Here is a 13,756-nt window from a genome sequence, read left to right as displayed (position 1 = left end):
CCGTTGATTCGTCGTTGACCCTAAATCTCAATCCTAAGTAGAAATATCGGCGCGATAAATGCGCGGCTCGGTTGTAGCGGCGGCGGACTGGCCCATAATGAGGCCATCCGCCGCCTCCGGCCGAGGCCGAGAACGTCTCAGGGACATGCACCGGCCGTCGGCGGCGAAGAGCCCGACGGAAACCGACGAGAGCCACATCCGAAACACGTAGAATCGAGGTGACGACCATGCAGATGACATCGCCGAGCGTCGAACTCGCCGCAAAGATCCTGAGCGCCTACGTCACGCGCAACAGTGTCCCGGCGGGAACGCTGCCCGACCTGCTCTCCGAGGTACACCGCTCGATCACCGCCCTGGACCAGCCCGCGGAGCCGCAGGTCCGGCGGCCGACCGAGGCGCAGATCCGGGCCTCGATCCGGCCGGACACGCTCATCAGCTTCGAGGACGGCAAACCCTACAAGGCCCTGCGGCGTCACCTGACGATGCGCGGCCTCACGCCCGAGGCCTACAAGGCCAAGTGGGGCCTGCCCGTCGATTACCCGCTGGTCTCGGCGGTCTACAGCGCCCGCCGCTCGACGATCTCCCGCCAGATCGGCGAGGGCCAGCGCCTGCGGATGCAGCAGGCCGCGGAGTAAATGGGCGTCGGTCGCCGGCGCGCGAGCCCGGCGACCGGTCCTCACGGCCAGCCCGGGTTCTGCGCCTCGGCGGCGGCGGTCGCCACTTCTTGGATCAGCAGGGCCACGAGCCCGGACCATCCGGTCTGGTGCGACGCGCCGACCCCGCGGCCGCTGTCCCCGTGGTAGTACTCGTAGAACAGGACGTGCTCGCGGAAATGCGGATCCTCCTGCTCGATCCGGCTGTCGCCGTAGACCGGCCTGCGCCCGTCCGGGCGACGGGTCGAGAGGCTGATCAGCCGCCGTGACAGGTGGGCGGCGATCTCCCGGAGCGCGTAGGTCCGGCCCGACCCGGTCGGCGCTTCGACCCTGAAATCCGGGCCGTAATAGTCGTGGAAGCGGTTCAGCCCGGCGATGAGCAAGTAGTTGACCGGCATCCACACCGGTCCCCGCCAGTTCGAGTTGCCGCCGAACAGCCGCGAGCGCGACTCGGCCGGCTCGTAGGCGAGCCCCAGGTCCCGCCCGTCCCAGGCGAAGCAGAACGGCTCGTCCGCGTAGACGCGGGACACGGCGCGCAGCCCGTAATCCGAGAGGAACTCGTTCGGGTCGAGGGCGCGGTGGAGCAGCGCCTTCAGCCGGTGCCCGCGCAGCAGCGACAGCAGCGCCGTCTGGCCCTCGCCGGGCTCGTTCCAGCGCGAGACCAGGGTCGCGAGGTCCGGGCGGTTCTTGAGGAAGAACACCATTCGGCTGCGCAGGGACGGCAGCCGCGCGAGGTCGCACTCGTTGATCACCGCCACCGCGAAGATCGGGATCAGGCCGACCATGGTCCGGGCGCGGATCGGGAGGCGCTGCCCGTCGCGCGTCTCGATGACGTCGTAGAAGAAGCCGTCCGGCTCGTCCCACACGCCCGCGCCCGTGGCTCCGGCGATGAGGAGGAAGTGCTCGAAGAACTTCTCCGCCATGTCCTCGAAGGTCGGGTCGTCGAGCGCCAGCTCGATGGCGATCCGCATCAGGTTCAGCGCGTAGGTCGCCATCCAGGCCGTCGCGTCGGACTGGGTCAGCGTGGCGCCGTCGCCTACCGGCTTCGACCGGTCGAAGATCCCGATATTGTCGAGCCCGAGGAAGCCGCCCTGGAACAGGTTGCGGTCGTCGGAATCCTTCCGGTTCACCCACCACGTGAAGTTCAGGGTGAGCTTGTTGAAGATCCGCTTGAGGAAGGCGTGGTCCGGCTGGCCGGTGAGCGCCCGGTCCAGCTCGAACACCCGCCAGGCGGCCAGCGCGTGGACCGGCGGGTTGGCGTCCCCGAAGCCCCACTCGTAGGCCGGCAGCGCGGCGTTCGGGTGGGTGTAGGCCTCGTCGACCAGCAGCAGGAGCTGGTTCTTGGCGAAGTCCGGGTCGATGAGCCCGAACACGATCGCCTGCAGGGCGAGGTCCCAGGAGGCGAACCAGGGATACTCCCAGGCATCCGGCATCGAGATGATGTCGTTGGCGCGCAGGTGCGACCAGTCGCTGTTGCGGCCGTGCCGCCGCTCCGGCGCCGGCGCGGGCTGGGCCGGGTCGCCGGCGAGCCACTCGCGCACGTCGTAATGGTAGAGCTGCTTCGACCAGAGCATGCCGGCGAGCGCCTGCCGCTGCACGAGCCGCATCTCGGGATCGGCGATCGGCGCCTGGAGCGCCCCGTAGAAGTCGTCGGCCTCGCCCTCGCGGGCGGCGAAGACGGCGTCGAAATCCGCGAAGGGTGCGCCCGGCGCGGTCTCGGCGCGCAGGCGCAGGCGCACGGTCCGCGTCTCGCCGGGGCCGAGATGCAGGTCGTAGCGGGCGGCGCACTTGGTGCCGGACAGGGCGTTGACGGCGGCCCGGTCGCCGCCCACGACGCACCGGTCGATCCCGTCCTTGTAGAAGCCCTCGGCGGGGCCGCTGCCGAACAGCCGGTGCGTGTTGGTCTCGTTCTCGGTGAACAGCAGGTCGCCCGCGCCCTCGGCGAAGAACCGGAAGGTCGGCATCTCGGGGTGGCGCGCCCAGACCGAGCCCTCCGACCCGGCCATCAGCTCCGGCTTCGGCGTGCCCTGCTTCCACGACCACGTGTTGCGGGCCCAGAGCTGCGGCAGCAGCGTCAGGGCGGCCGGGTCCGGGCCGCGGTTGGTCGCGGTCACCCGCATCAGGATGTCGTCGGGGGCGGCCTTGGCGTAGGCGATCTCGACGTCGAAGTAGCGGCCCTCGTCGAACAGGCCCGTGTCGAGGAGCTCGAATTCCGGGTCGTCGAGGCCGCGCCGCGCGTTCTCCTCGACCAGGCGCCCGTACGGGAAGGCGGCCTGCGAGTACTTGTAGAGCATTCGCATGAAGGCGTGGGTCGGGATCCCGTCGAGGTAGTAGTAGAGTTCCTTGACGTCCTCGCCGTGGTTGCCCTCCTGGTTGGTCAGGCCGAACAGCCGCTCCTTCAGGATCGGGTCGCGCCCGTTCCACAGCGCCAGGGACAGGCACCAGTTCAGGTGGCGGTCGCCGAAGCCGCCGATCCCGTCCTCGCCCCAGCGATAGGCGCGGGACCGGGCGTGGTCGTGGGGCAGGTAGTCCCAGGCGTCGCCCTTCGGGCTGTAATCCTCCCGCACCGTGCCCCATTGCCGGTCGCTGAGGTAGGGCCCCCAGCGGCGCCACGCCGGATCGGAGCGGGCCTCCACGAGACGGCGGCCCTCGGCGGTCTCGAAGAGGTGCGGCGGCACGCCGTCGGGCTTGGTCATACGCGCGCTGCTCCTGCCCCCGCGGATCCGTACCGGATAAAGCCGCGACGCCGGCAGGGAAAGTCAACGCCCCGCCGCGACCGGATCGCCGCGGGGAATCGCGCGACGCGCGATCACACGATGCGGATCGACAGGTCCGGCAGGCCCTCGATGGAGCCGGCGAGCACGTCCCCGCGGACGACCGGCCCGACATTCTCGGGCGTTCCCGAGAAGACGATGTCGCCCGCCTTCAGCTCGAAGGCCCGCGACAGCTCGGCGATCTGCTCGGCGACCGACCAGATCATGTCCGACAGGTCGGAGTCCTGCCGCACGGTGCCGTTCACGGCGAGCCGGATGCGGCCGCGCGCCGGATGCCCGACCTGGGCGACGGGCAGGATCGGCGTGATCGGCGCGGACTGGTCGAAGCTCTTGCCGATCTCCCAGGGTTTCTTCTGGTTGCCCATGCCGCGCTGGAGGTCCCGGCGGGTCATGTCGAGGCCGGTGGCGTAGCCGTAGACGTGGTCGAGCGCCTGCGCGGCCGGGATGTCGCGACCGCCCGACTTCAGCACGGCGACGAGTTCGATCTCGTGGTGGTAGTTCTGGGTCAGCGACGGGTAGGGATGGTCGGCGACGCCGCCCGCGACGACCTGCACGGCGTCCGCCGGCTTCTGGAAGAAGAAGGGCGGCTCGCGCGACGGGTCGGAGCCCATCTCACGGGCGTGGGCCGCGTAGTTCCGGCCGATGCAGTAGATCCGGCGGACCGGGAAGACCTGCGCCTCGCCCTGGATCGGGATCGTGGCCTGCGGCAGCGGGAACAGCAGGCCCGGCTGCGCCTCGGCGGCGGCGGCGGGGCCGAGGCCCGCGGCGGCGCCGGCGGCCACCACCCCGAGAGCGCGGCGTCGACTGATCGTTGCCATGGCCGTGTCCCTTCACCTTGATCCGCGCGCCGCGCGGCGCAGGCGGGCGATACGACCGGGCGGGACCGGCCGCCAGCGGATCCGCGGCCGGGATGGAGAGGCTCAGGCGGTCCGTGTCACCCGGATTCCCTCCGGGTCCGCCGCGACGCGCAGCCCGGTGTAGTCCGCGATCGTCGGATGACCGGTCCGCACCGGCTCGTGATGGGTCGCGGTGACGACCACGACGGCCGCATCCGCGGCCTCGGCCGCCCGGATGCCGGCCGGGGCGTCCTCGAACACGAGGCAGTCCGGCGCCGCGACGCCGAGGCGCCCGGCCGCCAGGAGGAAGCAGTCCGGCGCGGGCTTGCCCCGCGCCACGTCCTCGGCGGCCACCAGAAGGTCGGGGATCGGCATGCCGGCCGCCGCGAGGCGGCGCTCCGCCAGCCGCCGGGGCGCCGAGGTGACGATCGCCCAGCGGTGGCGCGGCAGCGCCTCCAGGAAGGCCCGCGCCCCCGGGATCGCCACGATGTCGTCGACATCCGCCATCTCGGCCTCGGTGATCGCGGCCGCCTCGGCCACGGGATCGACGCCCGGCAGGTTCAGCCGCCGGATGGTCTCGACCGACTGCACGCCGTGGATCGTCGGCAGGAAGGACGCCGCGTCGAGGCCGTGCGCCTCGGCCCAGCGCGACCAGATCCGCTCCGCGGAGGCGATCGAGCTGATGATCGTCCCGTCCATGTCGAACAGGAGCGCCGCCAGGGGGCGCGACGGGAGGGCTGACTCGGGCATGGGCGAGGGCTAGGCCGGCGCCGCCGTCCCGGCAACCGGCCCGCGCGCATGGCCGCGTCTCGCGCGTGGCCGGGCCTCCGGGACGCCTTCGCCCGCGGTCGCCGCGGGCCCGCCCGCTTCACGGGCCGATGCCTTTGGTGTAGCGCGGGTGCAACCCCGGGCCGTCGGCGGCCCTGCAGAAGCGAATATCGACCGACCATGCCGAGCCGCATCGACGCCACCTTCGCCCGCGCCCGCGCGGAGAACCGGTCCGTCCTCGTCACCTACGTGATGTCCGGCGATCCCGATCCCGCGACTTCGCTCGAGGTCCTGAAGGCGCTGCCGGGCGCCGGCGCCGACATCCTGGAATTCGGCCTGCCGTTCACCGACCCGATGGCGGACGGCCCGGCGATCCAGGCGGCCGGCCTGCGCGCGCTCAAGGCGGGCCAGACGGTGTCGAGCACCCTCGACCTCGTGCGCCGCTTCCGCGCCGGCAACGACACCACGCCAATCGTGCTGATGGGGTACTACAACCCGATCCACACCTACGGCGTCGACCGCTTCCTCGACGACGCGCTGGCGGCCGGCGTCGACGGGCTGATCGTCGTCGATCTCCCGCCCGAGGAGGATTCCGAGCTGTGCCTTCCGGCCCTCGGCAAGGGCCTCGCCTTCATCCGCCTCGCCACCCCGACCACCGACGAGCGGCGCCTCCCGGCCGTCCTCGCGAACACGGCGGGCTTCGTCTACTACGTGTCGATCACCGGCATCACCGGGACGGCGACCCCGGATTTCGGCAAGGTCTCCGAGGCGGTCGCCCGCATCCGCCGCCACACCGAGCTGCCCGTCGTCGTGGGGTTCGGCGTCAAGACCGGCGCCCACGCGGCGGCGATCGCCGAGGGCGCCGACGGCGTCGTGGTCGGCTCCGCGCTCGTGGACGCCCTGGTGCGCTCCCTCGACGGCGAGGGCCGGGCGCAGGGCGGAAGCGTCGAGGCCGTGACGGAGCTGGTGCGAGAACTCGCCGCGGGCGTGCGGTCGGCGGGCGTCGGGCGGGCCGCCTGACGGGCGGACCGGGCACCCCTGGCGGCGGAGCGCGCCGCACCTGATATCTGCGCGGGCTTGAAGCGGACGGACGCAAGTCGATGGTCGAACCGATGAACTGGATCTCGGAGGTGGTGCGCCCCCGGATCAAGACCTTGTTCAAGCGCGAGACGCCCGAGAATCTCTGGGTCAAGTGCCCGGACACGGGTCAGATGGTGTTCCACAAGGAGGTGGAGGCCAATCACTGGGTCATTCCCGGTTCCGAGCATCACCTGAAGATGGGCGCCCAGGCGCGCCTGAAGATGATGTTCGACGAGGGCACGTGGATCGACGTGGCCCTGCCCGAGGTCACGCCCGACCCGCTGAAGTTCCGCGACGAGAAGCGCTACGTCGACCGGCTCAAGGAGGCCCGGGCCAAGACCGGCCTGCAGGACGCGTTCAAGATCGGCTTCGGCCGGGTCGGCGGCCTGCCGATGACGCTGGCCGCGCAGGAATTCGGCTTCATGGCCGGATCGCTCGGCATGGCGGCGGGCGAGGCCTTCGTGCGCGGCGCCGAGACGGCGCTGGAGAAGCGCACGCCCTACGTGCTGTTCGCGGCCTCCGGCGGCGCGCGCATGCAGGAGGGGATCCTGTCGCTGATGCAGATGCCGCGGACCACCGTGGCGGTGCGCCGGCTCAACGCGGCCCGGCTCCCCTACATCGTGGTGCTGACGAACCCGACCACGGGCGGCGTCACCGCCTCCTACGCGATGCTGGGCGACGTCCACCTCGCCGAGCCCGGCGCGCTGATCTGCTTCGCGGGACCGCGGGTGATCGAGCAGACGATCCGCGAGAAGCTGCCGGACGGCTTCCAGCGGGCGGAGTACCTGCGCGAGCACGGCATGGTCGATCAGGTGGTCCACCGGCACCAGCTCAAGGAGACGATCACGCGTCTCTGCAGCCTCCTCACCAACGCGGCCCAGGCCGGCGCGCCGGCCGCGGCCTCCGAGGCGGCCTGAGCCCGGCGATGGCCTCGTCCGACGCCCTGATGGCGCGCTTCCTGGCGCTCCACCCCCGCACCATCGACCTGTCGCTCGGGCGCATCGAGCGGCTGCTCGCGCGGCTCAACCATCCCGAGCGCCGCCTGCCGCCCGTGATCCACGTGGCCGGCACCAACGGCAAGGGCTCGACCATCGCGTTCATGCGGTCGATCCTGGAGGCCGGGGGCCTGGCCGCCCACGTCTACACCTCCCCGCACCTCGTCCGCTTCCACGAGCGGATGCGCATCGGCGGGATCGGCGGCGGGCACTTCGTGGACGAGGACCGGCTGGCCGACGCCTTCGCGCGCTGCGAGAGCGCCAATGCCGGCGAGCCGATCACGATGTTCGAGATCACAACGGCCGCGGCGTTCCTGCTCTTCTCGGAGAGCCCGGCCGACGTGCTGCTCCTGGAGGTCGGCCTCGGGGGCCGGCTCGACGCCACCAACGTCATCGACCGGCCGGCCTGCGCGGTGGTGACGCCGATCGGCCGCGACCATGCCGAGTATCTCGGCGACACGGTCGAATCGGTCGCGACCGAGAAGGCCGGGATCTTCAAGCGCGGCTGCCCGGCGGTGATCGCCGCCCAGGACTACGCCGAGGCCGACGCCGTCCTCTGCCGGCGCGCGGAAGCCCTCGGGGCCGGGCCCGTGCTGGTGGGCAACCAGGACTTCTCCGTGCACGAGGAGCGCGGCCGGCTCGTCTACCAGGACGAGACCGACCTGTTCGACCTCCCGCGGCCGCGCCTCGCCGGGCGTCACCAGCTGGTCAACGCCGGAACCGCGATCACCGCGCTGCGCGCCGCCGGGTTCGGCGACATCGGGATCGCGGCCCTGGAGCGGGGCCTGACCGAGGTCGAGTGGCCGGGCCGGCTGCAGCGCCTCGGCCGCGGCCGGCTGGCCGCCCAGCTCGATCCCGGCACCGAGCTGTGGCTCGACGGCGGTCACAACATCGACGGCGGCCGGATCCTCGCGGCCGCCATGGCGGATCTCGGCGAGAAGAGCGACGTGCCGCTCGTCCTCGTGGTCGGCCTGCTCGGCACGAAGGACGCCGACGGGTTCCTGCGCAACTTCGTGGGCCTGGCCCGGGCCCTGGTGGCCGTCCCGATCACCGGGACCATGGCCGCGCGCCCGGCCGAGGAGGTGGCCCGGATCGGCGAGGATGTCGGCCTCAAGACCTACGCGGCGCCGAGCATCGAGGCGGCCCTCGCCCTCGTGCGGGACATCGCCTTCGAGCGCCCGCCGCGAATCCTGATCTGCGGATCGCTCTACTTGGCCGGCATGGTTCTCGCCGCCAACGACACGCCGCCGGTCTGAGTCGTCTCCAGTCTGGGAGCGCCGCGCGCAGCCGCTGTATCAAGTGGCCGGGGTCCGGAGACCTGTGAAATCCGGATTCTGCATTCGAAAATCCGTCGAATCGCCGCAATCGCCCGGACGGACACCCGTCCACGGCCACGCTTTCCTCCCGCTGTGGCAGCTAAGCTACATCCTCGCGGGGCCCGATCGCATAGTTTCACCGGCGATCGGGCTTATGCTGGGGATCACAGTAATGAAGAAGCTTCTCACCTCTCTCGCGGTGTTCACCGCGCTCACGGCCGCCGCTTCGGCCGCCGACCTGCCGCGCCGCGCCGCGCCGCCGCCGGTGTTCACCCCCGTTCCGGTGTTCACCTGGACCGGCGCCTACTTCGGTATCAACGCCGGCTACGCGTTCGACGCCAGCAGCAACTCCACCCGCGGCTTCGTCCAGACGCCCGGCAACCCGGTCGCTCTGGTTCCGGGCGGTCTCGTCCCCTACCAGGCCCTGCTGCCGAACGGCTCGTCGCTGGTCTACAGCAACGACAGCCGCGAGGGTTTCTCGGGCGGTGGCCAGATCGGCTACAACTGGCAGCTGACCCCGGGCTCCGGCGCCGTGATCGGCTTCGAGGCTGACGCCCAGTACCTCGACTTCGGCCGTCGCGCCCGCTTCGCCACCAACGCCGTGGCGATCAACCCGGGCTTCATCCCGGTCAACGGCACGCTCAACACCATCGACTTCTTCGGCACCGTCCGCGGTCGTCTCGGCTGGGCCTTCGACCGGACCCTCGTGTACGCCACCGGCGGTTTCGCCTACGCCACCGGCACGGATGACGGCGCTCGCGTCGGCCTGCAGAACTTCGCCGGCCGCCGGAACGACTTCAAGACCGGCTGGACGGTCGGCGGCGGTGTCGAGTACGCCCTGCCCACCGACTCGTTCCTGAACTTCTTCCGCTCCTCGGCCGTCACGCTGAAGGTCGAAGGTCTGTACGTGAACCTCGACAACAACAACGGCCGCGCCCAGGCGCCGCTGGTTGGTGCTGCGATCTCCCCGGTCGGCCTCGTGCCGGTGTACTCGCTCGCCGGCGCCAGCCGGAACGAGAACGCCTTCGCCGTCGTCCGCGCCGGCCTGAACTACAAGTTCGGCTCGTACTGAGACGGAATACGGGATCCCGGGCCAAGCACCGGGATCCCGAAATAAAAAACTTGGGCTCGAAACCGAGAAAGCCCGGCCTCGCGGCCGGGCTTTCTTTTTGTCGTTCGGAACCGTGTGGCCGGTTCAGGCGGTCTGGGCGCCGATCCAGCGCGACAGGTCGCCCTTCGGGGCGGCGCCGACCTTCTGGTCCACGCGCTCGCCGTTCTTGAAGAGCAGCAGCGTCGGGATCGAGCGGATGCCGTACTGGGCGGCGATCTGCGGGTTCTCGTCGACGTTGACCTTGGCGATCTTCACCTTGCCCTGCAGGTCGGTCGCGATCTCCTCGAGGGCCGGGCCGATCTGACGGCAGGGGCCGCACCACTCCGCCCAGAAATCCACCACGACGGGCTCGGCGGACTTGAGAACGTCCTGCTCGAAGCTCGCGTCGGTTACTTTCACCGTCGCCATAACGTCACCTTTCGGAATCCGCCGCCCGTCGGGCGGCGTCGAACGGGCAGAGGCCCGCGCGGTCCGGTCAGAATTGGCGACGGCCCGGCGCCCGGTCAAGAAGTCCGGTCGCCGGGGGAGGGCGGGGGTGCCCGGGACGCACGGCTCTCTCGGTGAATCGCCCCACCGCGACGTGCGCTGGCGCATGCGGACCGCTTCCGGGCACGCGCCCCGGGGCACGGGTCACGCCTCGATCCCGATCCGGTCCAGGGCCGTCGCGACGTCGTCGGAATCGAGGGCGCGGATCACCGGCCCCGAGGTCCAGACGAGAATCGGCCGGATCGTCCGGCCCGGGTAGATCTGCGCGAGGAGGCGCGCGTAGAGGGCGATCTGGCCGGCCTCCGCGGCGGGCAGCGGCGCGCCGGGCTCGGGCGGGCGCCCGGTCTTGAAGTCGGCGAGGTGCACCGTGTCCGCCGTCACGGCGAGGCGGTCGACGCGCCCCTGGACCACCCTCTCTGCCCCGCCGGCACGGACACGCCCCGACAGCGCCACCTCCGCGCGGGCGTCCCGGGCGAAGAGCGGCGCGAGGTCGGGGGCGTCGATGATCCGGAGGACCGACCGGACGATCGCGGGAGCGGCCGCGCGCGGCAGACCGGGCGCCCGGGCCTGCACGAAGGCGCGCCCCGCCGTCTCCCGGCGGTCCGGCTCGACCCGGGGCAGGTGCTGCAGCAGGGCGTGTGTCAGGATCCCGCGGCGCCGGGCCTGCGCGTCGGCGAGGCGCGGCGGCGGCACGCGCGCGCCGTCCGCCGCCTGCAGGGCGCCGGACGGGTTCAGGGCCTCGGAGGTCGGTTCCGGCGGCACCGGGCCGCGCAGCCAGTCGGGCTCCGGCCCGGCTTCCGCTCCGGCCGACGCGGCACCCGCGGCGGGGGCGGGATCCGGCGGGGCGCCGTCCTGCCAGAGGGTCGCGGGCCCGTAGGGGAGTTCCAGCGCCCGGCCGGCGCCGAGTGCCGCTTCCAGGCCGGCCTGGATCATCCGGCACCACGCCGCCTCGGTCTCGCGCTCGTGGCCGCGGAAGGGCGCGACGATCAGCCGGTCGGCCGCGCGGGTCATGGCGACGTAGAGCAGGCGGTTGTGCTCCTGCCGGGCCTTGGCGAGCAGGGCCGCCCGCGCCGCGTCGGTGGCGGCGCAGTCCTGCGTCCGCCCGCCCGACCAGACCGGCGGCAGGGCGATCTCCGTCGCCGGGAGCGGCAGGAGGGGCGGGTCGTTGCGGCCGAGGGGCTCGCACCCGTCGAGGATCACCACGACCGGCGCCTCCAGGCCCTTGGCGCCGTGGACCGTCATGACCCGGACCTCGTCGCGGCCCGATTCGAGGTCGCGCTTGACCGTGTGGCCGGCCTCGGCCCCGACGTAGCGGGCGAGGAAGCCGCCCAGCGACGGGGCGTCCTCGCCGGTCTCGGCCTGGGCGGCGGCGGCGAGGAACACGTCGATCGCGTCCCCGGCCTCGCCGCCGAGGCGGGCGACCAGCTTGGCCCGGCCGCCTTGCGGCCCGAGGAGCCGGGCGTAGAAACCGAACGGGCCGTGGAGCCCCGCCAGGGCGATCCAGCCCGACAGGGCCTCGAGCCCGCGCCGCGCGGCCGCGTCGCCCGCCGCGGCGTGGCGGTGCAGGGCATCCTCCAGGGTCTCGGCGAGGTCGCGGCGGGCGGCGATCCGCACGAGGTCCTCGTCGGTGAGCCCGACGAGCGGCGTCTTGAGGGCGGTGGCGAGGGTCAGGTCGTCGGCCGGCAGGAGGCCCGCCCGGCCGGCGGCGACGAGGTCGGCCACCGCGATGTGGGCGGAGACCTCGAGCCGGTCCTGCCCGGCGACCGGGACGCCGAGCCCCTTCAGGGCGCGGATCACCTCCTCGAAGGCCGGCCCGCGCTTCCGGACCAGGATCAGGACGTCCCCGGGGCGCCAGATCCGGCCGGTCGCGTCCCCCGCGGTGGTCCAGGCGCGCACCGCCTGCGCCACCCGCCGGGCGGTGACGATCGCCGGGGCGCTGGTCTCGGGCGCGTCCACGGGGGCGGTCCAGGCATCGGGCTCCGCGGCCGGCTCCGGCTCGGCGATCGGCCACAGCTCGACGGCGCCGGGCGCGCCCGGGCGGGCGCTGGCGTGGACGGTCGTGCGCACCGTGTCCTCGAACGACAGGCCCTCGTTGTGCGCGTCGAGGGCGAAGACCGCGTCGACGGCGCGCAGGACGAGATCGGTCGAGCGGAACGACAGGGTGAGCGGCACGTCCTCGAAGGTCAGTCCGGCCGAGCGCGATTCCGCGATCCAGGACGCGCGGGTCAGGGCGAATTCCCGCGGCTCCGCGCCCTGGAAGCCGTAGATCGACTGCTTGGGGTCGCCCACCGCGAAGCGCGTGCGGCTGCCGGACCGCGCGCCCTCGCCGGCGGCGAATTCCTGCGTGATCGCCCGCAGGATCGCCCACTGCTCCGGGTTCGTGTCCTGCGCCTCGTCGACGAGGACGTGGTCGATGCCGCGGTCGAGCTTGTACAGGACCCAGCCGGCGCCGACGCGGCCGAGCAGGTCCAGCGCCTTGTGGATCAGGTCGTCGAAGTCGAGGGCGCCGAGGCGCGCCTTCTGCGCCTCGACGCGGCGGTGGATCTCGGCGGCGATCTGGAACAGCGCCTGCGTGCGGGCATGGGCCCGGGCGGCGCGCAGGCGGTCGAACAGCGGATCCAGCCGGTCCCGCTCGGCGAGCAGCGCCGCCTTGGCGCCGGCCGGCACGCCCTTGGTCCCGAGGCTGCTGTCGGCCTTGGGCTCGTCCTTCTGGGTGAAGAAGACCGCGCGGTAGAGGGCGAGCGCCTCGGCCCGGTCGGGAAGGTCCGCGGAGCGGAGCCGCTCGGCCTCGGCGGCTTCGAGCGCGTCGGCGAGCTTCTCGTCGTTGGCCTTGCCGGTGCGCAGCGCCGCGACCAGCGCGGCGCGCTCCTCCGGGCGGCACCCGGGACCGCCCTCGAGGATCCCGGCCTCGATCCGCTCGGCGGACTCCTCGGCCGCCAGCCCCAGCGCCCCGTGCAGCCGCCCGAAGGCCCGCTCCAGGCCGGCGGCGTCGCCGATGAAGCTCCGCGCTCGCATGGCCGCCCGGATCGCCGCCCGCAGGGTGTCGCCCGTGGCTTCCGGCGTGACCCGCGCGAGGGCGGCGCTGAGCGGCGTGTCGCCGTTCGCGACGGCGTCGGCCAGGACGTTGGCCATCTCGATGTCGGACAGTTCCCGGGCCTTGGCCTCGTCGAGCACCACGAAGCGGGCCGGCACGTTCGCCTCGAAGGGGAACATGTGGAGCAGCCGCTCGCACAGGGCGTGCAGCGTCTCGATCTTGAGGCCGCCCGGCGTCTCGACCGCCCGGGCGAAGAGGCGCCGCGCCAGGCGCAGGCGCTCGGGCCCGGCGCGCTCGCCGGTGAGCTCGGCGAGTTCGGCGGCGAGGGTCTCGTCGTCCAGCGTGACCCAGCGGCCGAGCAGCCGGAAGACGCGGATCGCCATGTTGGCCGCGGCGGCCTTGGTGAAGGTCAGGCAGAGGATCCGGCCGGGCGGCGCCTCGTCGAGGAGCAGCCGGACCACCCGGTCGGTGAGGACCTTGGTCTTGCCCGCGCCGGCATTGGCCGAGACCCAGGCCGAGGCGCGCGGGTCGGCCGCCCGACGCTGGTTGGCGCGGGTCAGGTCGTCGACGACGAAGGGGGCGGGGGCGTGCGGGGTGACGCTGCTCAACGGTCCGGTCCGGCTCGGCTGCCGGCTCTCTCTCTACAACAGAAACGCGCCCGCGGACCCGCCAAGGCGTCACACCGGCCCTCGCGGGATTGCCC

The 13,756-nt window shown here is 72.6% G+C and carries 10 protein-coding genes; 5 read left to right on the top strand and 5 right to left on the bottom strand.

Translation table 11 applies throughout. The annotated features are described in order from the left end of the window. The first annotated feature begins 227 nt into the window (after positions 1-227). The gene (locus BM314_RS11340; RefSeq protein WP_026604910.1) at positions 228-635 is read left to right on the top strand and encodes a Ros/MucR family transcriptional regulator; all 408 of its coding nucleotides are present in this window, start codon (positions 228-230) and stop codon (positions 633-635) included. A 41-nt stretch (positions 636-676) separates the two neighbouring features. On the opposite strand, the gene BM314_RS11335 is transcribed toward BM314_RS11340, so the two are convergent. The 3 genes from BM314_RS11335 to BM314_RS11325 form a co-directional block, all read right to left on the bottom strand. Further along, positions 677-3,349 carry an MGH1-like glycoside hydrolase domain-containing protein gene (locus BM314_RS11335; RefSeq protein ID WP_091978190.1) on the bottom strand — a complete coding sequence of 891 codons (2,673 nt, stop codon included), beginning with the start codon at positions 3,347-3,349 and terminating at the stop codon, positions 677-679. 113 nt (positions 3,350-3,462) lie between these two features. Continuing rightward, a complete protein-coding gene (locus BM314_RS11330; protein WP_091978189.1) occupies positions 3,463-4,245 on the bottom strand; it encodes a fumarylacetoacetate hydrolase family protein in 783 nt (260 codons plus the stop codon). A gap of 102 nt (positions 4,246-4,347) precedes the next feature. Beyond that, on the bottom strand, positions 4,348-5,013 hold the full coding sequence (locus BM314_RS11325) for an HAD-IA family hydrolase (protein WP_091978188.1): 666 nt from the start codon (positions 5,011-5,013) through the stop codon (positions 4,348-4,350). A 198-nt stretch (positions 5,014-5,211) separates the two neighbouring features. Here BM314_RS11325 and trpA point away from each other — a divergent pair, with 198 nt between their 5' ends. From trpA to BM314_RS11305, 4 genes are all read left to right on the top strand, one after another. After that, positions 5,212-6,051: a tryptophan synthase subunit alpha gene (gene trpA / locus BM314_RS11320; RefSeq protein WP_091978187.1), complete on the top strand. Its 840-nt coding sequence runs from the start codon at positions 5,212-5,214 to the stop codon at positions 6,049-6,051. A gap of 80 nt (positions 6,052-6,131) precedes the next feature. Next, complete coding sequence (accD, locus tag BM314_RS11315; RefSeq protein WP_091680513.1) at positions 6,132-7,028, top strand: acetyl-CoA carboxylase, carboxyltransferase subunit beta; 897 nt, start codon at positions 6,132-6,134, stop codon at positions 7,026-7,028. An 8-nt stretch (positions 7,029-7,036) separates the two neighbouring features. Then, the gene (locus BM314_RS11310) at positions 7,037-8,362 is read left to right on the top strand and encodes a bifunctional folylpolyglutamate synthase/dihydrofolate synthase (protein ID WP_091978186.1); all 1,326 of its coding nucleotides are present in this window, start codon (positions 7,037-7,039) and stop codon (positions 8,360-8,362) included. A 232-nt stretch (positions 8,363-8,594) separates the two neighbouring features. Further along, on the top strand, positions 8,595-9,494 hold the full coding sequence (locus BM314_RS11305) for an outer membrane protein (protein ID WP_091978185.1): 900 nt from the start codon (positions 8,595-8,597) through the stop codon (positions 9,492-9,494). A gap of 123 nt (positions 9,495-9,617) precedes the next feature. Here BM314_RS11305 and trxA read toward each other — a convergent pair whose 3' ends face one another. Beyond that, a complete protein-coding gene (gene trxA, locus BM314_RS11300) occupies positions 9,618-9,941 on the bottom strand; it encodes a thioredoxin (RefSeq protein WP_010682902.1) in 324 nt (107 codons plus the stop codon). 222 nt (positions 9,942-10,163) lie between these two features. Further along, positions 10,164-13,661 carry a double-strand break repair helicase AddA gene (gene addA / locus BM314_RS11295; RefSeq protein ID WP_091978184.1) on the bottom strand — a complete coding sequence of 1,166 codons (3,498 nt, stop codon included), beginning with the start codon at positions 13,659-13,661 and terminating at the stop codon, positions 10,164-10,166. Between the last annotated feature and the right edge of the window lie 95 nt (positions 13,662-13,756).

It is taken from the genome of Methylobacterium sp. 13MFTsu3.1M2 (genome assembly GCF_900112625.1).
Classification (GTDB): Bacteria; Pseudomonadota; Alphaproteobacteria; order Rhizobiales; family Beijerinckiaceae; genus Methylobacterium.
The sequence above is the reverse complement of the archived record's forward strand: the minus strand, read 5'-3'. Positions and strand labels throughout refer to the sequence as shown.